Source organism: Variovorax sp. GW458-11-26-14-LB1, from assembly GCF_059423965.1.
Genome location: NZ_JBWKYW010000022.1, coordinates 1 through 19,190, shown reverse-complemented (window position 1 = coordinate 19,190; position 19,190 = coordinate 1). Strand labels below are relative to the sequence as shown.

Annotated in this window: 22 protein-coding genes; 6 read left to right on the top strand and 16 right to left on the bottom strand. The window is 70.7% G+C overall.

The features are described 5' to 3' along the window. Positions 1–21 precede the first annotated feature (21 nt). Both AC07YS_RS16210 and AC07YS_RS16205 read left to right on the top strand, forming a co-directional pair. Positions 22–534 (top strand): universal stress protein, encoded by a 513-nt coding sequence (locus AC07YS_RS16210; protein WP_495267651.1) that lies wholly within the window; start codon positions 22–24, stop codon positions 532–534. Positions 535–653: 119 nt separating this feature from the next. Beyond that, positions 654–1,178, top strand: a complete 525-nt coding sequence (locus tag AC07YS_RS16205) for an OsmC family protein (RefSeq protein ID WP_157755171.1) — start codon at positions 654–656, stop codon at positions 1,176–1,178. A gap of 21 nt (positions 1,179–1,199) precedes the next feature. Here AC07YS_RS16205 and AC07YS_RS16200 read toward each other — a convergent pair whose 3' ends face one another. Then, entirely contained in the window at positions 1,200–2,384 is a 1,185-nt protein-coding gene (locus AC07YS_RS16200) for a DesA family fatty acid desaturase (protein ID WP_307587115.1), read from the bottom strand. 181 nt (positions 2,385–2,565) lie between these two features. Here AC07YS_RS16200 and AC07YS_RS16195 point away from each other — a divergent pair, with 181 nt between their 5' ends. After that, a complete protein-coding gene (locus AC07YS_RS16195; protein WP_159273078.1) occupies positions 2,566–3,291 on the top strand; it encodes a winged helix-turn-helix domain-containing protein in 726 nt (241 codons plus the stop codon). Continuing rightward, positions 3,284–5,395 (top strand): PAS domain S-box protein, encoded by a 2,112-nt coding sequence (locus AC07YS_RS16190; RefSeq protein ID WP_495267652.1) that lies wholly within the window; start codon positions 3,284–3,286, stop codon positions 5,393–5,395. Before AC07YS_RS16195 ends, AC07YS_RS16190 begins: the two co-directional genes overlap by 8 nt. A 13-nt stretch (positions 5,396–5,408) precedes the next feature. Here AC07YS_RS16190 and AC07YS_RS16185 read toward each other — a convergent pair whose 3' ends face one another. Further along, a complete protein-coding gene (locus AC07YS_RS16185) occupies positions 5,409–6,170 on the bottom strand; it encodes a Crp/Fnr family transcriptional regulator (protein ID WP_369629916.1) in 762 nt (253 codons plus the stop codon). 226 nt (positions 6,171–6,396) lie between these two features. On the opposite strand from AC07YS_RS16185, the gene AC07YS_RS16180 reads away from it, so the two are divergent. Beyond that, on the top strand, positions 6,397–6,879 hold the full coding sequence (locus AC07YS_RS16180; protein ID WP_495270032.1) for a Rossmann-fold NAD(P)-binding domain-containing protein: 483 nt from the start codon (positions 6,397–6,399) through the stop codon (positions 6,877–6,879). A gap of 12 nt (positions 6,880–6,891) precedes the next feature. On the opposite strand, the gene AC07YS_RS16175 is transcribed toward AC07YS_RS16180, so the two are convergent. The 13 genes from AC07YS_RS16175 to AC07YS_RS16115 all read right to left on the bottom strand — a co-directional run bounded on the left by AC07YS_RS16175 (position 6,892) and on the right by AC07YS_RS16115 (position 18,104). Next, on the bottom strand, positions 6,892–7,593 hold the full coding sequence (locus AC07YS_RS16175; RefSeq protein WP_487849099.1) for a sulfite exporter TauE/SafE family protein: 702 nt from the start codon (positions 7,591–7,593) through the stop codon (positions 6,892–6,894). A gap of 4 nt (positions 7,594–7,597) precedes the next feature. After that, positions 7,598–9,004, bottom strand: coding sequence for an oxygen-independent coproporphyrinogen III oxidase (gene hemN, locus AC07YS_RS16170; RefSeq protein WP_495270033.1), 1,407 nt, complete (start codon positions 9,002–9,004; stop codon positions 7,598–7,600). Next, positions 9,001–9,243: a hypothetical protein gene (locus tag AC07YS_RS16165; protein WP_062481687.1), complete on the bottom strand. Its 243-nt coding sequence runs from the start codon at positions 9,241–9,243 to the stop codon at positions 9,001–9,003. Before AC07YS_RS16165 ends, hemN begins: the two co-directional genes overlap by 4 nt. Beyond that, positions 9,240–9,530 carry a FixH family protein gene (locus tag AC07YS_RS16160; RefSeq protein ID WP_159273073.1) on the bottom strand — a complete coding sequence of 97 codons (291 nt, stop codon included), beginning with the start codon at positions 9,528–9,530 and terminating at the stop codon, positions 9,240–9,242. The genes AC07YS_RS16165 and AC07YS_RS16160 overlap by 4 nt, the downstream gene beginning before the upstream one ends. 11 nt (positions 9,531–9,541) lie before the next feature. After that, on the bottom strand, positions 9,542–10,969 hold the full coding sequence (ccoG, locus tag AC07YS_RS16155; protein ID WP_495273894.1) for a cytochrome c oxidase accessory protein CcoG: 1,428 nt from the start codon (positions 10,967–10,969) through the stop codon (positions 9,542–9,544). Next, positions 10,966–11,880, bottom strand: coding sequence for a cytochrome-c oxidase, cbb3-type subunit III (gene ccoP / locus AC07YS_RS16150; RefSeq protein WP_495270035.1), 915 nt, complete (start codon positions 11,878–11,880; stop codon positions 10,966–10,968). The genes ccoG and ccoP overlap by 4 nt, the downstream gene beginning before the upstream one ends. Before the next feature lie 13 nt (positions 11,881–11,893). Further along, entirely contained in the window at positions 11,894–12,034 is a 141-nt protein-coding gene (locus AC07YS_RS16145; protein ID WP_062481697.1) for a cbb3-type cytochrome oxidase subunit 3, read from the bottom strand. A 23-nt stretch (positions 12,035–12,057) separates the two neighbouring features. After that, on the bottom strand, positions 12,058–12,702 hold the full coding sequence (ccoO, locus tag AC07YS_RS16140) for a cytochrome-c oxidase, cbb3-type subunit II (protein WP_070062091.1): 645 nt from the start codon (positions 12,700–12,702) through the stop codon (positions 12,058–12,060). An 18-nt stretch (positions 12,703–12,720) separates the two neighbouring features. Further along, a complete protein-coding gene (ccoN, locus tag AC07YS_RS16135; protein WP_139702545.1) occupies positions 12,721–14,163 on the bottom strand; it encodes a cytochrome-c oxidase, cbb3-type subunit I in 1,443 nt (480 codons plus the stop codon). A gap of 87 nt (positions 14,164–14,250) precedes the next feature. After that, positions 14,251–14,388 (bottom strand): cbb3-type cytochrome oxidase assembly protein CcoS, encoded by a 138-nt coding sequence (gene ccoS, locus AC07YS_RS16130; RefSeq protein WP_062481719.1) that lies wholly within the window; start codon positions 14,386–14,388, stop codon positions 14,251–14,253. A 1-nt stretch (position 14,389) separates the two neighbouring features. Further along, positions 14,390–16,720 (bottom strand): heavy metal translocating P-type ATPase, encoded by a 2,331-nt coding sequence (locus tag AC07YS_RS16125; RefSeq protein WP_495270036.1) that lies wholly within the window; start codon positions 16,718–16,720, stop codon positions 14,390–14,392. 90 nt (positions 16,721–16,810) lie between these two features. Beyond that, positions 16,811–17,026, bottom strand: coding sequence for a DUF1059 domain-containing protein (locus AC07YS_RS16120; protein WP_070062088.1), 216 nt, complete (start codon positions 17,024–17,026; stop codon positions 16,811–16,813). Positions 17,027–17,042: 16 nt separating this feature from the next. Next, on the bottom strand, positions 17,043–18,104 hold the full coding sequence (locus AC07YS_RS16115) for a class I SAM-dependent methyltransferase (RefSeq protein ID WP_159273068.1): 1,062 nt from the start codon (positions 18,102–18,104) through the stop codon (positions 17,043–17,045). A 144-nt stretch (positions 18,105–18,248) separates the two neighbouring features. On the opposite strand from AC07YS_RS16115, the gene AC07YS_RS16110 reads away from it, so the two are divergent. Then, positions 18,249–18,716: a helix-turn-helix transcriptional regulator gene (locus AC07YS_RS16110; protein WP_390349460.1), complete on the top strand. Its 468-nt coding sequence runs from the start codon at positions 18,249–18,251 to the stop codon at positions 18,714–18,716. Positions 18,717–18,740: 24 nt separating this feature from the next. Here the strand turns inward: AC07YS_RS16110 and AC07YS_RS16105 are convergent. After that, on the bottom strand, positions 18,741–19,190 hold a 450-nt coding region (locus AC07YS_RS16105; protein WP_495273719.1), incomplete at its 5' end, for an energy transducer TonB.

Below are 19,190 nucleotides of genomic sequence, written 5' to 3'. Positions count from 1 at the left end.
GCACCCTGGAGGTTCCACACCATGTACCAACGCATCCTGGTTCCCGTCGACGGCAGTTCCACCTCCGCCGAAGGCCTGGCCGAAGCCATCCGCCTGGCAAAGCTCACCGGTGGCCGCCTGCGCATCGTCCACATCCTGGACGAGCTCTCGTTCGCGCTCGGCATGGACGTCTACGTCGGCCATTCGGGCGACTGGCTCGGGGCGCTGCGCGCCAACGCCGTGACGCTGCTCGAGAAGGCGCGCGCCCAGGCGCTGGGCGCGGGCGTCGAGGCCGAGGTCGTGCTGCGCGACGGCTTCAAGGCCGGCGCGGTCCACGACCAGGTGGTGACCGAAGCCGTCGATTCGAAGGCCGACCTGATCGTGCTCGGCACGCACGGGCGGCGCGGCCTGAGCCGCTGGGCCATGGGCAGCAGCGCGGAACACATCCTGCGGGTGGCGCCCGTGCCGGTGCTGCTGATCCGCGCGCCCGAAGCCGCGGCCAAGGTGGAGTCCGAGCGCTTCAGCCTGCCGGACGGGCTGGTCGCGAACCAGTAGGCCGCCCGCCCGCCGCCGGTTTGACGGGGCCCGGCACCGCGCCCAGAATGGCCTGCTCCGCTCGCGGCTTCTTTCGCGCAAGAGCCGCCCGCCCGTTCCCCGTTTCAAGGAGCAGCGCCATGAGCTCACCCCAGCACATCCGGCAGTCCATGGACACCCTCGCGAGCCATTTCGCGACGCATCCCCAGGACGCCCTGACCCAGGACAAGCCGGCCACGGCCACGCTGGTGTCGGGCCTGCACTTTCGCGTGACCGGGCCCACGGGGGAATCCATCGCGACCGACATGCCCAAGGCCATCGGAGGCAAGGCTGAAGCGCCATCGCCCGGCTGGTTCATGCGCGCCGCCCTGGCCAGTTGCGAAACGACCGTGATCGCCATGCGGGCGGCGCAGCTCGGCATCGCGTTGACGACCCTCGAAGTGGTCGTCGGCAGCCAGTCGGACAGCCGCGGCCTGCTCGGCGAGCCGGCCTCCGTGCCCGCCGGCCCCAGCCGCATGCACGTCGCGGTGCGGATCGCCGCGGACGGCGTGCCGGAGCAGGCGTTGCGCGACCTGGTGCACTGGGCCGAGGCCCACTCCCCGGTGGGCAGTGCGCTGCGCCGGGCCGTGCCGCTCGAGGTGGCGGTGCAGGTCGGGCCGGCCTGACGGCACCCGCGAAGGCCGTCCTCAGGCGTAGGAACGCAGCCGCACCGCAAAGGCCGCCAGCGGCGCGATGCCGCTGGCTTCGGCGCGCTCGCACCAGTCCTGCAGCCGCTTCACGAGCTGTTCGCCCGTGGCGCCCGATCGGCTCCACAGCGCGGTCAGCTCGCGCCGCATCGCGTACATCGTTTCCAGCGCCTGCGAAGCCACCAGCGCTTGCGTGAGCTGTGCATGGCGCGTGGCGTCGAGGGCCTTCTCTTCCTTGCCGAGCCAGGGCCGCGCGGCGCGCAACGCGCGTGCCTTGTTCGGTGCGAGCGCATGCACCCGCGCCAGCTCTTCGGTGCAGGCCTGCTTCAGCGAGCGCGAGTAGTTCGACAGCACGTCGTAGTGGTGCCGGATCACCGCCTGCACCGTGAGCAGGTCGACGGTGGCGCGCGGCGTGGTGAGGCGCGGTTTCGGCGCCAGGTGCTTCACCTTTGCCAGCCCCAGCGCCTGCAGCGCGCGGATGTAGACCCATCCGATGTCGAACTCGAACCACTTGTTCGACAGCTTGGCCGAGGTCGGGAACGCGTGGTGGTTGTTGTGCAGCTCCTCGCCGCCGATCAAAAGGCCGATGGGAAAGATGTTCGTGCTCGCGTCCGCCGCGGGCCAGTTGCGGTAGCCCCAGAAGTGGCCGATGCCGTTGACCACGCCGGCGGCCCAGAACGGAATCCAGGCGATCTGCACGAGCAACACCAGCGCGCCCGGCAGCACGCCGAACAGCGCCATGTCGATCAGGCCCATGCAGGTGATGCCCAGCGTCTGGTAGCGCGTGTACAGCCGGCGCTCGAGCCAGTCGTCGGGCGTACCGTGGCCGTAGCGGCTCAGCGTCTCGGGGTTGCGCGCCTCGGCCACGTACAGCAGCACGCCGCCCCACAGCACGCGCTTCAGGCCCACCACCTGCGGGCTGTGCGGGTCGTCGGGCGTGTCGCACTTGGCGTGGTGCTTGCGGTGCACCGCGGCCCACTGCTTGGTGACCATGCCCGTGGTCATCCAGAGCCAGAAGCGGAAGAAGTGGCTGGCGATGGGATGCAGGTCGAGCGCGCGGTGCGCCTGGTGGCGGTGCAGGAAGATGGTGACCGAGGCGATGGTGACGTGCGTCAGCGCCAGCGCGGCCAGCAGCACGCCCCACCACGGGAGGTCGAGCGCGCCCGAGAAAAGAAAAGATGCCATTCGTTCGTACCTTCTGGACCCTGTGGACAACGGGCGCGATTCTCGGAAGCGCCCCGCCCGCATGCCTTGCGCCAGATCAACGGCGGGTGCTGCGGCTGCCAGAGCGGCGCCTTGCGTGCTACGCTTCCCGGCTCCCTGCGCCCTTCCCCGTGGCGCCGGCGTTTTTTCTCCCAGCCCCCGCATGACTTCTGCCCCCCACATCGCGGTGCTCGACGACGAGGTCGACATCACGCTGCTGCTGGCCAACTACCTCCAGGGCCACGGCTACCGCGTCACCCAGATCCACGACGGCGCGGCGCTGCGCTCGCTCATGGCCGCCGACCCGGCCGACCTCGTGCTGCTGGACCTCGGCCTGCCCGGCGAAGACGGTTTTTCCATCGCCCGCCACATGCGCGAGAACTGGCGCTGCGGCCTCGTGATCGTCACCGGCCGCGGCGACCCGGTGGACAAGGTGGTGGGCCTCGAAGTGGGCGCCGACGACTACGTGACCAAGCCCTTCGACCTGCGCGAGCTGGCGGCGCGCGTCAAGGCCGTGCTGCGGCGCCTGACGCCCGACACGTCGGCGGCCGCCGCCGCGCCCACGCCGCCCGAGCGCCTGCGCTTCGCCGGCTGGCGTCTGGACACCGCCGCGCGCAGCCTCAGCAACGCGCAGGGCGAGGCCGTGGCGCTGACCACCGGCGAGTTCGACCTGCTGTGCGCCTTCGCGCGGCACCCGGGCCGCGTGCTCTCGCGCGACTTCCTGCTCGAGCAGACGCGCGGGCGTGAGGCCGCGCCCTTCGACCGCACGATCGACGTGCAGGTCGGCCGGCTGCGCAAGAAGATCGAGGCCAACGCCGACGATCCGCAGCTCATCAAGTCGGTGCGCGGCGCGGGCTACATCCTAGTGCCGCCGGTCACCCATGGCTGACGCCAACGCACCCTCGATTCCCGGCCTGCCCTCGGGCGTCGAGGAAGGCAGCGTGTTCCGCTCGCTGTTCGCCGCGTATCCCGATTCGCTGCTGGTGGTGGACCAGTCGGGCCGCATCGTGCTGGCCAACCCCTCGGCCGCCGCCATGCTCGGCTACGCGGCCGACGAACTCGTGGGCCTGAGCGTGGAAGCGCTGGTGCCCGACAGCATCCGCCCGCGCCACGCCGCATTCCGCGAGGCTTACGGCCGCGCGCCGCGCCCGCGCCCGATGGGCACCGACATGGAGCTCGTCGCCAAGCGCAAGGACGGCAGCGAGGTGATGGTCGAGATCGCGCTGAGCCCGCTGCAGAACCAGGGCCTGCCCTTCGTGGTGGCCGCGATCCGCGACATCGGCGCCTACCCGCGCGTGAAGCAGGCGCTGCAGCGCGCGCGCTACAGCGAACACCTGGCACAGCTGGGCCGGCTGGCGGTCGACACGCGCGACCTGCAGGTGGTGCTGGCGCAGGTGCCCGACATCGTCGCGACCGCGCTGCAGGTCGAGGTGGCCATGGTGTGGCTGCTCGACGGCACCCAGCGCGAGTTCCGCCTGGCCAGCGGCGTGGGCCTGGTCGCCGACGAGAGCGTCGGCCTGCGCATCGCCAACCGGCCCGACACGCAGCCCGGCTACGTGCTCTCGCAAGGCTGTCCGGTCGTGGTCACGGACTACCGCGAAGAGCGCCGCTTCACCGTGCCGCCCGCCTACCTCGAGGCCGGGCTGGTCAGCGCGCTGGCCGTGCCGTTGTCCGATCGGGGCCGCGTGACCGGCATGCTGTCGGTGCGCGCCACCGCCGCGCGGCGCTTCGGCGACGAAGAGATCCGCTTTCTCGAATCGGTGGCGAGCCTGCTGGCCACCAGCCTGCAGCGCGTGCAGACCGAAGAGGCGCTGAACCACGCCCAGCGCCTGGAGAGCGTGGGCCAGCTCACCGGCGGCATCGCGCACGACTTCAACAACCTGCTCACCATCATCCAGGGCAACCTGCAGGTGCTCGAAGAGCTGCCGCAGCTCGCGGCCGACGGCTACGCGCAGCAACTCGTGGCCGCCGCCGCGCGCGCCAGCCGGCGCGGCGCCGAACTCACGGGCAAGCTGCTGGCCTTCTCGCGGCGCCAGATGCTGCAGCCCGACGCGGTCGACGTGCGGCAGATGCTGCACTCGCTCACCGACATGCTGCGCCGCACGCTCGACCAGCGCATCCAGATCGAGATCGACGCCGACGACCCCTGCCCCGCCGTGCGCGCCGACCCGGGCCAGCTCGAATCGGCGCTGCTGAACATCGCCATCAACGCGCGCGACGCCATGCCCGAGGGCGGGCGCCTGCACTTTCGCGCCGAGGCCTGCGACGCCCTGCCCGCCACCGTGCGCCAGGAACTGAGCGATGCCGACGCTGGCCGCCGTTTTGTCGCGCTCTCCATCGCCGACAGCGGCACCGGCATGACCGACGCGGTCATGGAGCACCTCTTCGAGCCCTTCTTCACCACCAAGGAAGCCGGGCGCGGCACCGGCCTGGGCCTGAGCACGGTGTACGGCTTCGTGAAGCAGTCGCGCGGCGCCATCGCCATCGACAGCAAGCTCAACGCCGGCACCACCGTCACGCTCTACCTGCCGCAGGTCGAGGCCGAGGTGGCGAGCGCTGCAGCACCTGCCGATGAAGACCCGATAGAAGTTGAAGCCGAAGCCACGCTGGCCCCGGGCCTGCGCGTGATGCTGGTCGAAGACGACGCCGAGGTGCGCCAGGTGGTCCACACCTTCCTGACCACGCTGGGCTGCGAGGTCGCGACCGCCGCCAATGCGGAGCAAGCCTTGCCCGCGATGGCTGCGGAGGCCACGCCCTTCGACCTGCTGCTGAGCGACATCGCGCTCGGCCCCGGCATGCGCGGCACGCGGCTGGCCGCCGAGGCGGTGCAACGCCAACCGCGGCTGGCGGTGCTGCTGATGTCGGGGTTCTCGGCCGAGCTGCTCGACGCCGACCGCGAAGCGCCGCCGGGCTGGGAGCTGCTGCGTAAGCCCTACTCGCGCAGCGAACTCGCGCGCGCGATGGCGCGGGCGCTGTTGGCTGCGCGCGAGTGAACGACGTCGCTTCTTACTGAAGCATCGCGGGCGCCGGCGCCAGGCAGCGCTGCACGAAGGCCGAGAGCGCGCCCACGTCAGGAATCTGCACCTCGCGCCGGCCCTTGGTGGCAAAGCCGATGACCTTGTCGCGCGCCAGCCGCGAGAGTGCGCGGCTCACGCTTTCGAGCGTCATGCCCAGGTAGTTGCCGATCTCGGCGCGCGTCATGCGCAGCGTGATCTCGTCGGTGCGCATGCCGCGGTCGGCCAGCGACTCGGCCCAGTAGCGCAGGAAGTCGGCCACGCGCGCGTCGGCCGGCAAGGTGCACACCGACATCAGCGAATCGCGGTCGTGCGCGATCTCGCGGCTCATCGCGGCATGCAGCATCTGCAGCAGCGCGGGGTGCGTGGCGCAGGCGGCCAGCAGCGATTCGTAGGGCACGACCCAGACCTCGCCGGTGTCCATGGCCACGGCGTCGCACACGTAGCGCTGGCCCGCGATGCCGTCGAAGCCCAGCCAGTCGCCGCGGAACTTCAGGCCCACCACCTGCTCGCGGCCGTCGGCCGAGAGATTCACAATCTTGAAGAAGCCCGAGTTCAGGATGTAGAGGTTGCCGAAGCGTTCGCCGGCCTGGTAGATCACGTCGCCCGTGTGCACCATGCGGCGCTGCGGTTGCAGCTGCTCGGCCAGCAGGCGCAGGCGCTCGGCCGTGCGGCGGCCCGCGTCTTCCTTGTGCACCGCTGCCGGCAGCGGCCGAAGCGGGAGGATGGGGTTGGGGCGGGCACTCGTGAGCATGGGGATTCCTCGGCGTTCTGTCTGTCTTGTGTGGCGTTGCCTGCGATCAGGCGATGTCTCGATGCTAGGAAGCGCGAGGCCCCGCAGTGACAACGGCCCGCATCGGTGCGTAACGTCGGGTGAATGCTCTGTGTCCGGCGTGTAACAGCGGGGCGGTCCTTGATGTGGGTCAAGGCCGGCGCGGCATCGACGGCTAGCCTCCGCGAGACACATGTCGAACCTTGCCATGCACCCTTCCACCGCCGCGCTGTCGCCCCAGAGAGAGGCCAGCCTGCTGGGCCGCGCCCGGCTGCTCCAGCGCGCCGCGCTCGACGGCGCCGCGCCGCCGCGGCTGCTGCGCGGCAAGAACCTCGGCCTGCTCAGCGAGACCGGCGACAGCGCCGCGCTCGCCCTGCTGCGCCAGGCCGCCGAGGAACTGGGCGCGCAGGTCGCGACCATGCGCTCCAGCCTCTCGACCGACACGCCGGTGCAGGAGCTGCAGCACACGGCGCGCATGCTCGGGCGGCTCTACGACGCCGTCGCCTGCGAGGGCATCGATGCCGCGCTGGTGCGCCAGATCGGCCAGCACGCGGGCATTCCGGTGCACGACGGTGCGGCGGCCGACAGCCACCCCACGGCCGCGCTCGCGGACCTGCTCGGCGAGCGCACGGCGGCGGCGGACAACCGGCGGTTCGTGCTGCAGGCGTTGCTGATCGAGAGCATCGCCTGAGGAATTAGCGCCTCAGCCGCACCAGTCGGCGATGCGGTGGCTCAGGTCCATCCACAGCGCCTGCAACGCCACCGCTGCCAGCAACACCCCCGCCAGCCGCGCGCCCCAGGCCTGGCGCGTGCCGCTGTCGCCCCACCCGCGCAAGCGCTGCCACAGCCACGGCGCGGCGAGCAGCGACACGCTGCTGCCGAGCGCGAACAGCGCCATCGTCGATGCACCTTGGAGCGGACCATTGCCCAGCGCGGCCAGCATGAGCGCCGAATAGAGCAGGCCGCAGGGCATCGCGACCCACAGCGTGCCGGTGGCGAGCACGCCCAGCAGCGAGCCGCCGGCCATGGGCCGCAGGCGCGCTTCGAGCGCGCGCCCGGCGCGCTGCGCCCACAGCGGCTGGCGGCCCGCGACGGCGAGCACCACGCCCCAGGCGAGCACGAACACATGCAGCATCACCCACAGCGGCCGCCAGGCCGCGACCTGCGCGCTCGCTGCGCCCAGGCCGTGCAGGCTCGCAGCGGCGATGGCGCCGGCGGCGGCGTAGCTCGCCATGCGGCCGAGATGGAAGGCGACCGGTGCGACGGGATGCACCGCCTGCGCGGGCCCGCCCACCGGCACGATGCGGATCACCGCGGACGACACCGCACCGCACATCGCCACACAGTGCGGCCCGCCGGCGAGGCCCATCAGCAGCGCGGCGCCGGCGAGTGCGGGTGAGTCCATCGAATCAAACCACGCGCGAAAAGCGCGTGCGCGTCGCAGCGCAGTAGCGGTCGAACACCATCGCCACCGCACGCACGAGGAACCAGCCGGCCTCGGTGACCTCGATGGCGCGCGGCGACAGCCGCACCAGCCCCTGCTCGGCCATCGGCGCCAGCGCGGCGCGCTCGGGGGCGAAGTAGTCCGCGAAGGCGATGCCGTGCGCGGCCTCGACGGCGTCGAAGTCCACGCGGCCGCGGCACATCAGCGCCATGATGACCTCGCGGCGCAGCAGGTCGTCGTCCGACAGCGCGAGCCCCTTGACCACGGGCAGGCGGCCCTGGTCGAGCAGCGCGTAGTAGTCCTCCAGCGTCTTCGCGTTCTGGCTGTAGGTCGCGCCCACGCGGCCGATGGCCGACACGCCGAGCGCGACGAGGTCGCCGTCGGGCTGCGTGCTGTAGCCCTGGAAGTCGCGGTGCAGCCGGCCTTCGCGTTTGGCCACGGCCAGCGGGTCGTCGGGCAGCGCGAAGTGGTCCATGCCGATGTACACGTAGCCGGCCTCGGTGAGCGCCGCAATCGCGCGCCCCAGCATGCGCACGCGCGTGGGCGCGTCGGGCAGCTCGTCGGCCGCAATGCGCCGCTGCGGCTTGAAGCGCTCCGGCAGGTGGGCGTAGGCATACAGCGCGATGCGGTCGGGCCGCAGCTCGCGGATCTGCGCGAGCGTGCGCTCGAACGAAGCGTCGTTCTGGCGCGGCAGGCCGTAGATCAGGTCGACGTTGATCGATTTGAAACCCAGCGCGCGCGCCGCATCCATGAGCGCGAAGACCTGCGCCGCCGGCTGGATGCGGTGCACGGCCTCTTGCACGGCGGGGTCGAAGTCCTGCACGCCGAAGCTCAGGCGGTTGAACCCAAGCGCGGCCAGCGCCGCGAGGCGCTTCGCGTCGACCGTGCGCGGATCGATCTCGATCGACTGCTCGCCGCCCGGCACGAAGGCGAACGCGCGGCGCAGCAGGGCCACCAGTTCGCCCAGCTCTTCGTCGTCGAGAAAGGTCGGCGTGCCGCCGCCCAGGTGCAGCTGGCCGACCGGCGCACCGGGCCCGAGCTGCGCGACCTGCAGCGCCACTTCGCGTGCCAGGTAGTCGAGGTACTGCCGCCCGCGCTCGCGGTGCTTCGTCACGACCTTGTTGCAGGCGCAGTAGTAGCACAGCGATTCGCAGAACGGGATGTGCACGTACAACGACAACGGCTCGCCGGCCGTGTCCGCATCGCGCCGCAGGTGCAGCGCCTGCGTGTAGTCGTCGGCGCCGAAGGTCTCGACGAAGCGGTCGGCCGTGGGGTACGAGGTGTAGCGCGGGCCGGGCACGTCGAAGCGGCGCAGCAGCTCGACGGGCAGCACGGACGGGGTCTCGGGAACGCAGGCCAGGGGCAGGCTCATGACGCAGTCTCTTTCTCGGACGGCAGCGCCAGCAGGGTGGTGCACGCGCTCGAGGCCGCCGCCATCAGCCAGAACACGAAGAAGGACACGGTGTAGATGCCCTGGCGCGACATGCGCAGCGCGTCGGCGCCGCAGTACGAATGGATCGGGTCGATCATCGCGAACACCAGCACCTCCATGCCGCAGGCCACGAGGAACGACGGCCACAGGATGCCGGCGATACGGCGCATGGCACTCATGGGGCCGCCCTCTTGGGCACCGGCACATCGTCCTCGGGCGTCGCCGCGTGGTTGCGCCCGGCCTGCGCCGGCATGCGCTTCTTGTCGGCCAGCGTGCGGTTGATCTCGATGCCTTCGCGGTAGTAGTCCTCCGACACCAGCACCTCGGGCGTGCGCAGTGCCAGCCACACGGTCGCGATGCTCGCCAGCACCACGGCGGCGGGCCCCGCGATCACCAGCCAGACCAGTGGGTAGCGCCACCAGGGGCCGGAGGTCGCGGGCGCGTTCATCGGCAGGGCATCGTTCATGGGAAGACCTTTCAGCGCGGCACCAGGAAGACCGCTTTTTCGGAAACCTGCGCCGCGCCATCCGCCTGCCGGATGTCGAAGTGCACCGTGTGCGAACCGGCCGGCGCGGCGCCATAAGGCACCTGCAGCCGCACCGCCACCCAGCGCGCCTGCGCGGGTTCGACCTCGATGGCCTCGTCGGGCGAGGCCACGCTCAACCCGTCGATGCCGCGCGCGGCGATGCGGTAGTGCTGCGTGCGCTCGGTCGCATTCATGATCTGCAGCCGGTAGACGTTCTCCAGCCGCCCGCCCTCGACGATGCGCGCCAGCGAGGCGCGGTCGCGCACCACGTCGACCTTCAGCGGCGTGCGCACAACCAGGCTGGCGAGCAGGCCCGCCACCAGCAGCGCGAGCAGCGCGGTGTAGACCAGCACGCGCGGGCGCAGCACACGGCGCCACAGCTGGCGGCGCGACCAGCCGGCCTCCATGCCGTTCTGCGTGTCGTAGCGGATGAGGCGCGGCGCGTAGCCCATCTTGTCCATCACGCTGTCGCAGGCGTCCACGCACAGGCCGCAGCCGATGCACTCGTACTGCAGGCCCTGGCGGATGTCGATGCCGGTGGGGCAGACCTGCACGCACAGGCTGCAGTCGATGCAGTCGCCCAAGGCGGCGCTGCGCGGGTCGACGTTCTTGCGGCGCGGCGCGCGCGGCTCGCCGCGCCGCGGGTCGTAGCTGACGATGAGCGTGTCGCGGTCGAACATCGCGCTCTGGAAGCGCGCGTAGGGACACATGTACTTGCACACCTGCTCGCGCATGAAGCCGGCGTTGCCGTACGTGGCAAAGCCGTAGAAGAACACCCAGAACACTTCCCACGAACCCATCTGCGTCTGCAGGAAGGCCATGCCCAGCTCGCGGATGGGCGTGAAGTAGCCCACGAAGGTGAAGCCCGTCCACAGCGCGATGCCGATCCAGACGAGGTGCTTGAAGGCCTTCTTCACCAGCTTCTCGAGCGAGAACGCGCCGGCATCGAGCCGGATGCGCGCGCTGCGGTTGCCTTCGATGCGCTGCTCCACCCACAGGAACATCTCGGTGTAGACGGTCTGCGGGCAGGCGTAGCCGCACCACAGGCGCCCGGCCACGGCCGTGAAGAGGAACAGGGAGAGCGCGCTGATCACCAGCAGGCCCGACAGGTAGATCAGGTCCTGCGGGTACAGCACCAGGCCGAAGATGTAGAAGCGCCGCGCGGCCAGGTCGAACAGCACCATCTGCCGCTCGCCCCATTCCACCCAGGGCATGCCGTAGAACACCAGCTGGGTGAGAAAGACCATGGCCCAGCGCCAGCGCGCGAACAGGCCCTGCACGCTGCGCGGGTAGATCTTCTTCGTCGCCTCGTACAGGCCGACCTCCGGTGCGGCGGCGGGCGGCGCGCTCGCGATCGGAATGACCGTCTTTCGCGTCATGGGGTCCCGGTCGCAGGGTTGGACATGCCCCACACGTAGGAGGCCAGCAGCTTGATCTGCGCCTCGGTCAGGCGGCCTTCCTGCGCGGGCATGGCGCTGTGCTTGCCCTCGTTGATGATCTGCACGATGGCGGCCTCGCCGTAGCCGTGCAGCCAGATGCGGTCGTTCAGGCGCGGGGCGCCCAGCGCCGGGTTGCCCACGCCGCCGATGCCGTGGCAGGCCGCGCAGGCGGCGAACTTGGGCTTGCCCAGGCCCGCGCGCAGCGAGTCGTGCGGCTCGCCCGACAGGCTCAGCACGTAGTGGGCGACGTTCTTCACGTCGTCGGGCGTACCGACCATCGCGGCGGCCGGCGGCATCACGCCGATGCGGCCCTTGGTGATCGATTCGACGATCTTGTCGGGCGTGCCGCCGTGCAGCCAGTCGGCATCGGTGAGGTTCGGAAAGCCCTTGCTGCCGCGCGCGTCGGAGCCGTGGCACTGCGCGCAGTTGTTCATGAACAGGCGCTCGCCGATGGCGCGGGCCTGCGGGTCGTGCGCGACCTCTTCCAGGGGCATGGGCGCGTAGCGCGCATACACCGGTTCCAGCGCCTGCGTGGCCTTGGCTATGTCCTGCTGGTACTCGGCGCGCGAGCTCCAGTCGTTCGTGCCGCGAAAGCTGCCCAGGCCCGGGAACACGGCCAGGTAGCCGAGCGAGAAGACGATGGTCAGCACGAACAGGCCCACCCACCACAGCGGCAGCGGGTTGTTGGCTTCACGCAGGTCTTCGTCCCACACATGGCCGGTGGTGTTGTCGGCGTCGGAGGGCACGCGCTTGCGCGCCGTGAGCCACAGGAGCAGCACGCAGCCCAGGATGCTCAGCAGCGAGGCCACGGCCACGTAGCTGGACCAGAAGTTGTTGATGAAATCGCTCATCGTGGGGCTCCCTTCAGTCCTGCTCGAACGGCAACCGGGCCGCTTCGGCGAAGCGCTGCGTGTTGCGGCGCGAACAGGCCCAGGCCACGATGCCGATGAAGACGACGAAGCAGGCGATGGTGGCGGCGATGCGCAGGGTGGTGATGTCGGTCATGGGGCGTTGCCTGTTCTTTCTTCTTACTTGAGCGCCAGGCCCAGCGACTGCAGGTAGGCCACGGTGGCGTCCATGTCGGTCTTGCCGGCGACCTCGTCGGCGGCCTTGGCAATCTCTTCGTCGGTGTAGGGCACGCCCACCGTGCGCAGCGCGCGCATGCGGGTGGCGATGCTGCCGGCGTCGACCAGCCCCTTCTCCAGCCACGGGTAGGCCGGCATGTTCGACTCGGGCACGAGGTCGCGCGGGTTGTTCAGGTGGATGCGGTGCCACTCGTCGCTGTACTTGCCGCCCACGCGGTGCAGGTCGGGGCCGGTGCGCTTGCTGCCCCACTGGAAGGGGTGGTCGTACACGAACTCGCCGGCCACCGAGTAGTGGCCGTAGCGCAGCGTCTCCGAGCGGAAGGGGCGGATCATCTGCGAGTGGCAGTTGTAGCAACCCTCGCGCAGGTAGACGTCACGGCCGGCCAGTTGCAGCGGCGTGAGCGGCTTCACGCCCTCCACGGCCTCGGTGGTCGACTTCTGGAAGAACAGCGGCACGATCTCCACGAGGCCGCCGATGGCCACCACCAGCAGGATCAGCACGATCATCAGCAGGTTGTTGGTCTCGACCTTCTCGTGCGTGAAGCCGGTGGCGGCGGGCGCGGAGTTCTTGTTGTCAGGTGCGTTCATCGTGCGTCCTCGGGAGCTTCAGGCGTGGGCGGCGGCAACGGCCGGGATCTCGGCGCGCACCGAGCGCCCGGTGATCACGGTCATCCAGACGTTCCAGGCCATGACCAGCATGCCGCCCAGGTAGAGCACGCCGCCGATCACGCGCACCAGGTAGTAGGGGAAGGTGGCCTTCACGCTTTCGACGAAGGTGTAGGTCAGCGTGCCGTCGGCATTGATCTCGCGCCACATGAGGCCCTGCATCACGCCGGCGATCCACATCGCGGCGATGTACAGCACGATGCCGATGGTGGCCATCCAGAAGTGCACGTCGATGGCGCGCACGCTGTACATGGCGAGGCGGCCGTACATGCGCGGGATCAGGTAGTACAGCGACCCCATGGTGATGAAGCCCACCCAGCCCAGCGCGCCGGAGTGCACGTGGCCCACGGTCCAGTCGGTGTAGTGGCTCAGGGCGTTGACGGTCTTGATCGACATCAGCGGGCCCTCGAAGGTCGACATGCCGTAGAACGACAGCGCGACGATCAGGAAGCGCAGGATGGGGTCGGTGCGCAGCTTGTGCCAGGCGCCCGAGAGCGTCATCACGCCGTTGATCATGCCGCCCCAGCTGGGCGCCAGAAGGATGAGCGAGAACACCATGCCCAGCGACTGCGTCCAGTCGGGCAGCGCGGTGTAGTGCAGGTGGTGCGGGCCGGCCCACATGTAGGTGAAGATCAGCGCCCAGAAGTGCACGATCGACAGCCGGTACGAGTACACCGGGCGCCCCGCCTGCTTGGGGATGTAGTAGTACATCATCCCGAGGAAGCCGGCCGTGAGGAAGAAGCCCACGGCGTTGTGGCCGTACCACCACTGCACCATCGCGTCCTGCACGCCGGCGTAGGCCGAGTAGCTCTTCATCCAGCCGGCCGGAATGGCCGCGCTGTTGACGATGTGCAGCAGCGCCACCGCGATGATGAAGGCGCCGTAGAACCAGTTGGCCACGTAGATGTGGCGCACCTTGCGCAGGCCGATGGTGCCGAAGAACACGATGGCGTAGGCCACCCAGACCACGGCGATCAGGATGTCGATGGGCCATTCGAGCTCGGCGTATTCCTTGCCGCTGGTGTAGCCCAGCGGCAGGCTGATGGCGGCGGCGACGATCACCAGCTGCCAGCCCCAGAACACGAACGAGGCCAGTGCCGGCGCGAACAGCCGCACCTGGCAGGTGCGCTGCACGACGTGGAAGCTCGTGGCCATGAGCGCGCAGCCGCCGAAGGCGAAGATCACCGCGTTGGTGTGCAGCGGACGCAGGCGGCCGTAGCTGAGCCAGGGAATGCCGAGGTTGAGTTCGGGCCAGGTCAGCTGCGAGGCGATGATCACGCCGACCAGCATGCCGACCACCCCCCAGACCACCGACATGAGTGCGAACTGCCGCACGACGGTGTCGTCGTAGATGGCCGCGGGAGGGTGCGTGGTCTGCTGCATCGTGGTGCCCGTGAATGTGATTTGCGGGCAGTGTCTGCCCGCGTCGCCCGGGCAGGCTTGATGCAGATCAAGCCATCAATCGCTGTGTCAGTCGTTGTTCAGGATGCGGTCGCCTTCGACCTCGATGTCCTCGAACTGGCCGCGTTCGATGGCCCACCAAAGGCCTCCGAGGATCGCCAGGACAAGCACCACCGACAGCGGCACGAGCAGGAACAGCACGTCCATCTCAGGCCACCACCGTCTTGCCGGGCGCAGCGAGCCGCGCCGCGTTGAGCACCACCAGCAGCGAACTCGCGGCCATGCCCAGCCCGGCGAGCCAGGGCGGCAGCCAGCCGGCCACCGCCAGCGGCACGCACACGGCGTTGTAGGCCGCGGCCCAGAACAGGTTCTGGCGCACCACGCGCAGCGTGCGGCGCGCCTGCGCCACGGCCGCGGGAATGGCCTGCAGCGCATCGCCCAGCACCACGAAGTCGGCCCGCGCGCGCGACAGCGGCACGGCCCGGCCGAAGGCGAAGGAGGCGTTGGCGCGCGCCAGGCTGGGGCCGTCGTTCAGGCCGTCGCCGACCATCGCCACCTCGCGCCCGGCCGCCTGCAATTGCCACAGCACCTCGAGCTTGTCTTCGGGTGCGCAGTCGCCCTGCACCGCCGCGATGCCGGCCTGCGCGCCGATGGCACGCGCCGCGTTCTCGCGGTCGCCCGAGAGCAGGCGCACCGACAAGCCCTGCGCCTGCAGCGCCGTCACGGCCTGCATGGCGTCGGGGCGCAGCTCCTCGGCGAGCACGAAGCTGGCGAGCCAGCCCTCGTCGTCGCTCAGGTGGATCTGCGCCGCGTCGACCTGCAGCGGCGGCACCTCGCAGAAGGCCGCCGAGCCTAGGCGCACGGGGCGCGCGCCGTGGTCGTCCACGGCATCGCGCCGGTGCAGCGAGGCCGCCACGCCCTGCCCCACCGTCTCGCGCAGCTGCGTCGCCGACCAGGCCGGCGGCGCGCGGAACTGCGCCTGCCAGGCGTTGACGAGCGCGCGCGCCGCCGGATGCAGCGACAGCGCCGCGAGCGCCGCGCCGATCTCCAGCGCGTCGCCCGGGCGCAGGCCCTGGCGGCAGTACACGCGCTCCAGGCGCGGCGTGTCGCCCGTGAGCGTGCCGGTCTTGTCGAACACCACGGTGTCGACGCCGGCGAGCGCTTCGAGCGCCTGCAGGTTCGACGTGAGCACGCCGCCGCGCGCCAGCGCGCCCGCGCTCGCGAGCATCGCGGCGGGCGTGGCCAGCGACAACGCGCACGGGCAGGTGACGATCAGCACCGCCACCGCGACCATCAGCGCCTTGCCGGGATCGACCGTCCACCACAGCGCGCCCGCGCCGAGCGCGCAGGCCAGCACGGCGATGAGAAAGGGCCGCGCCACGCGGTCGGCCAGCCGGGCCAGGCGCGGCTTGTCGAGCGCGGCGTTTTCCATGAGCCGCACGATCTGCGCGAAGCGCGTGCCCTCGCCCACCGAGGCGATGCGCACCTGCACCACGGCCGAGAGGTTGTGGCTGCCTGCGAGCACGCGGTCGCCGCGGGGGCGCGGCACGGGGCGCGACTCGCCGGTGAGCAGCGCCTCGTCGGCGGTGGTGTCGCCGTCGATCACCGTGCCGTCGGCCGGAAAGGCCTCGCCGGGCCGCACGCGCACCACGTCGCCCGCCGCGAGCCGGCGCACCGCCACGCGGGTCCATTCGCCATCGGGCCCGCGGCGCTCCACGCTGTCGGGCAGCCGGTGCATCAGCGCCTCGAGCGCGCCGGCCGTGCGGTCGCGCAACCGCGCCTCGAGCCAGCGGCCGGTGAGCAGGAAGAAGACGAACATCGTCAGCGAGTCGAAGTAGACCTCGTGCCCCAGCGGCCCCGTGGGGTCGAAGGTGGCGGCGGTGCTCACCACGAAGGTGATGACCACGCCGAAGGTCACGGGCAGGTCCATGCCCACGCGGCCGATGCGCAGGTCGCGCCAGGCGCTGCGAAAGAAGGGCCCGCACGAGAACAGCACCACGGGCAGGCTGAGCACCCACGAGGCCCAGCGCAGCAGCTGCGCCGCATCGGCCGTCATGTCGCCGGGGCGCGCGACGTAGGCCGGGTAGGCGTACATCATCACCTGCATCATGCAAAAGCCCGCGACCAGCCAGCGCCACAGCGCCATGCGCAGCTCGCGCGTGCGCGTCTCGCGCGCGCTGCGGCTGCCGGCCGGCAGCAAGGGGTAGCCCGCACGGGCGCTGGCCTCGAACCAGCGCGAAGGCCGCGTGGCCCCAGCCGACCACACGATGCGCGCGCGCCGGCTCGCGGCATTCACCTGCACCTCGGTCACGCCGGGCACCTGCGCCAGCGCGGCTTCGACGGTGAAGGCGCAGCCCGCGCAGTGCATGCCCTCGACCGCCACCTGCGATTCCCAGCGGCCCGTGCCGGCCTCCAGCGGGCGGCCGAACGCGGCCCACTCGGCGGGGTCGTCGAGCAGCTGCCAGGCGTCGGCGCGGGCGTCAGCCTCCGTGGACGATGGAACGGACGGAAACGGCGCGAGCGCGGCGGAAGCTTGCATCGGGGCAGGCTAAATGCCGGGCCGATGCAAGCGTTTGATCTGCATCAAGGTTCGTCGCGGCGGCCGGGGCCGCGCAGGACCGTCAGTCAGTCAAGCGGGCGTCTTCGCGAGCTCCACCGGCGGCGTGCCGGCCTTGAACATGCTCGCCAGCTGCTTGCGCAGTTCGGGCGTGTCGGTGTGGCCGTGAACGGCCACGGCGTGCTGGACGGCGGCATCGAGCAGTTCGCCTTCGGAATCGGCGCAGAGCGCGACACTGCAGTTCATCGTGCTCGGGTACTCGCGGCAGTCGATGTATTGGCGGGACATGGCGCCTCCTTTGTCCTTACGGACGTGCTTCGAAGATCAGGTTGAAAGGCGTCTCGCTGGCGCGGCGGAAGTGCGAGAAGCCGCCCTGCGAGACGACGTCGCGCAGGCGCGCTTCGCCGGCCTGCGCCCCCAGGCACAGGCCCACTTCCTGCGAACGCGAGGCCGGCGTGCAGATGAAGCTGGAGGCCGAATAGAACACGCGCCCCACCGGGTTGATGTTGTCTTCCAGCCGGTCGTTGGCAAAGGGCTCGACGATCATCCACGTGCCCTGCGGCTTGAGGGTGCGCCGCACGTGCGCCGCCGCCCCGACGGGGTCGCCCATGTCGTGCAGGCAGTCGAAGACGGCGACCAGGTCGTAGTCTTCGCCGGGGAAATCCTTGGCGCTCGCGACCTCGAAGCGCAGGCGCTTTTCATCGTCGACGCCGGCCTTGCGCGCGGTTTCGCGCGCACGCTCGATCGACGGTGCGTGGTAGTCGAAGCCGACGAAGCTGGATTCGGGATAGGCCTGCGCCATCAGCAGCGTCGAGGCGCCGTGCCCGCAGCCCACGTCCGCCACGCGCGCGCCGCGTTTCAGCAGCGGCTCGATGCCTTCGAGCGCCGGAATCCACTGGCTCACCAGGTTGGCCGCGTAGCCGGGCCGGAAGAAGCGCTCGGTGCCATGGAACAGGGCCACGTCGTGCTCGTGCCAGCCGATGCCCAGGCCCGTGCGCATGGCCTGGACCATCTTGGGAATGATCTTGAACTGCGCCACGGCGATCTGGAACGCGCCGGGCACGAAGGCCGGGCTGCCTTCCTCGGCCAGCGCGAAAGCCTGTTCCTCCGTCAGCGAGAACAGCTCGCCCTTCGGGTCGTACTCGACGTAGCCGCTGGCGGCCTGGGCCGAGAGCCATTCGCGCAGGTAGCGCGGGTCGGTCTCGGTGCGGCGGGCGAGTTGCTCCGCCGTGGCGGGGCCTTCGGCCAGCGCCTTGTACAGGCCGAGCTGGTCGCCGACGACGATGGTGGCCGCATGCATCACGGCCCCGATGTCGTGGACGAAGTTACCCATGAACGCGTTAAGCCGTGTTTCGTCGATGGCCATGTGTATCCCCTTCGTCGACAAGCGACTGGCGCGCCCGCTGCCTGCCTATACTGAATTCGAGGCAAAGGGCCTGCGAGCATCCTGTCTCTCGATGCGTGCGGGCGCCATACGCAGCAATGCGTATGCACCGTGAAAGGGCATGCCATGACGCACCTGTCGCGCAACGATTGGGCGAGCGCACTTCGCCTGCTGGACAAACTGGAGTCCGGCCATGTGCCCGTGCGGCATCGCAGCGCCGACGCGCATCCCACGCGCACCACCCGCCGCATCGCCAAGGCGCCGGGCCGGCGCGAGTTGCGCCGCGCCGCCCAGCAGGCCGACTACTGCCGACGCGTGGGGCTGGAGCATGCGATGGCGGTGGCCTTCCTGTACCGGCTGGCCTGCCGTGCGCCGGCGCCGTTGCCGGATGCACAGCCCGCCGGCCTCACGCCGCGCGAAGGCGATGTCATGCACTGGCTCTCGCAGGGCAAGACCGACGCCGAGATCGCCGCCCTGCTGACGATCAGCCCCCGCACCGTGCACAAGCACCTGGAGCATGTCTACGTGAAGCTGGGCGTGGAGACGCGCACGGCCGCCGTGATGCGCGCGCTCGCCATGGGTCGCCCGCCTTGAAGCGGTGAAGGCGGCCCTGGTGCCCTACTCGATGCGGAAGACGAACTCCTGCGTCGCCAGCACCTCGGCATCGCCCGTGGTCTGGCATTCGTAGCGCATCACCGCGGCGCGCACGGCCGAGTGGTACACGCGCGGCCCCGAGAGGAAGCGCACCTCCTGCACATGGCCGCCCTTGATGCGCACCTCGGCCTTGACCACGCCGCCGATGCCTTCGTCCATCGCCTTGCGCGGCATCTCGGGCTTGACCTGCCGCGGGCAGGCCACCGCGATGTCGGTGGTGGTCGCCTTCGGCGGGGCCGGCGGCGCAGGGGGCGCCGGTGGTGCGGCCGGCGGCGGCGCCACGGGCTCGGTGTTCTGCACGGCGGTGATCGCGGGCGCCGACGTGGCCGGCGGTGTCACGGCCGGCGGCGGCACGTAGGCCGGGCGCGGCGGCGGCGGGGCCTTGGGCGTTTCCTGGCGCACGATCTTCTTCGG

Coding starts and splice junctions, on each gene's coding strand:
- AC07YS_RS16125 (WP_495270036.1), bottom strand. CDS start 16,720: ATGCAAGCTTCCGCCGCGCTCGCGCCGTTTCCGTCCGTTCCATCGTCC.
- ccoG (WP_495273894.1), bottom strand. CDS start 10,969: ATGACGCGAAAGACGGTCATTCCGATCGCGAGCGCGCCGCCCGCCGCC.
- ccoS (WP_062481719.1), bottom strand. CDS start 14,388: ATGGACGTGCTGTTCCTGCTCGTGCCGCTGTCGGTGGTGCTTGTCCTG.
- hemN (WP_495270033.1), bottom strand. CDS start 9,004: ATGAGCCTGCCCCTGGCCTGCGTTCCCGAGACCCCGTCCGTGCTGCCC.
- ccoN (WP_139702545.1), bottom strand. CDS start 14,163: ATGCAGCAGACCACGCACCCTCCCGCGGCCATCTACGACGACACCGTC.
- AC07YS_RS16110 (WP_390349460.1), top strand. CDS start 18,249: ATGACGCACCTGTCGCGCAACGATTGGGCGAGCGCACTTCGCCTGCTG.
- AC07YS_RS16145 (WP_062481697.1), bottom strand. CDS start 12,034: ATGACCGACATCACCACCCTGCGCATCGCCGCCACCATCGCCTGCTTC.
- ccoP (WP_495270035.1), bottom strand. CDS start 11,880: ATGAGCGATTTCATCAACAACTTCTGGTCCAGCTACGTGGCCGTGGCC.
- AC07YS_RS16180 (WP_495270032.1), top strand. CDS start 6,397: ATGCACCCTTCCACCGCCGCGCTGTCGCCCCAGAGAGAGGCCAGCCTG.
- AC07YS_RS16165 (WP_062481687.1), bottom strand. CDS start 9,243: ATGAGTGCCATGCGCCGTATCGCCGGCATCCTGTGGCCGTCGTTCCTC.
- ccoO (WP_070062091.1), bottom strand. CDS start 12,702: ATGAACGCACCTGACAACAAGAACTCCGCGCCCGCCGCCACCGGCTTC.
- AC07YS_RS16195 (WP_159273078.1), top strand. CDS start 2,566: ATGACTTCTGCCCCCCACATCGCGGTGCTCGACGACGAGGTCGACATC.
- AC07YS_RS16210 (WP_495267651.1), top strand. CDS start 22: ATGTACCAACGCATCCTGGTTCCCGTCGACGGCAGTTCCACCTCCGCC.
- AC07YS_RS16160 (WP_159273073.1), bottom strand. CDS start 9,530: ATGAACGATGCCCTGCCGATGAACGCGCCCGCGACCTCCGGCCCCTGG.
- AC07YS_RS16185 (WP_369629916.1), bottom strand. CDS start 6,170: ATGCTCACGAGTGCCCGCCCCAACCCCATCCTCCCGCTTCGGCCGCTG.
- AC07YS_RS16115 (WP_159273068.1), bottom strand. CDS start 18,104: ATGGCCATCGACGAAACACGGCTTAACGCGTTCATGGGTAACTTCGTC.
- AC07YS_RS16190 (WP_495267652.1), top strand. CDS start 3,284: ATGGCTGACGCCAACGCACCCTCGATTCCCGGCCTGCCCTCGGGCGTC.
- AC07YS_RS16120 (WP_070062088.1), bottom strand. CDS start 17,026: ATGTCCCGCCAATACATCGACTGCCGCGAGTACCCGAGCACGATGAAC.
- AC07YS_RS16205 (WP_157755171.1), top strand. CDS start 654: ATGAGCTCACCCCAGCACATCCGGCAGTCCATGGACACCCTCGCGAGC.
- AC07YS_RS16200 (WP_307587115.1), bottom strand. CDS start 2,384: ATGGCATCTTTTCTTTTCTCGGGCGCGCTCGACCTCCCGTGGTGGGGC.
- AC07YS_RS16175 (WP_487849099.1), bottom strand. CDS start 7,593: ATGGACTCACCCGCACTCGCCGGCGCCGCGCTGCTGATGGGCCTCGCC.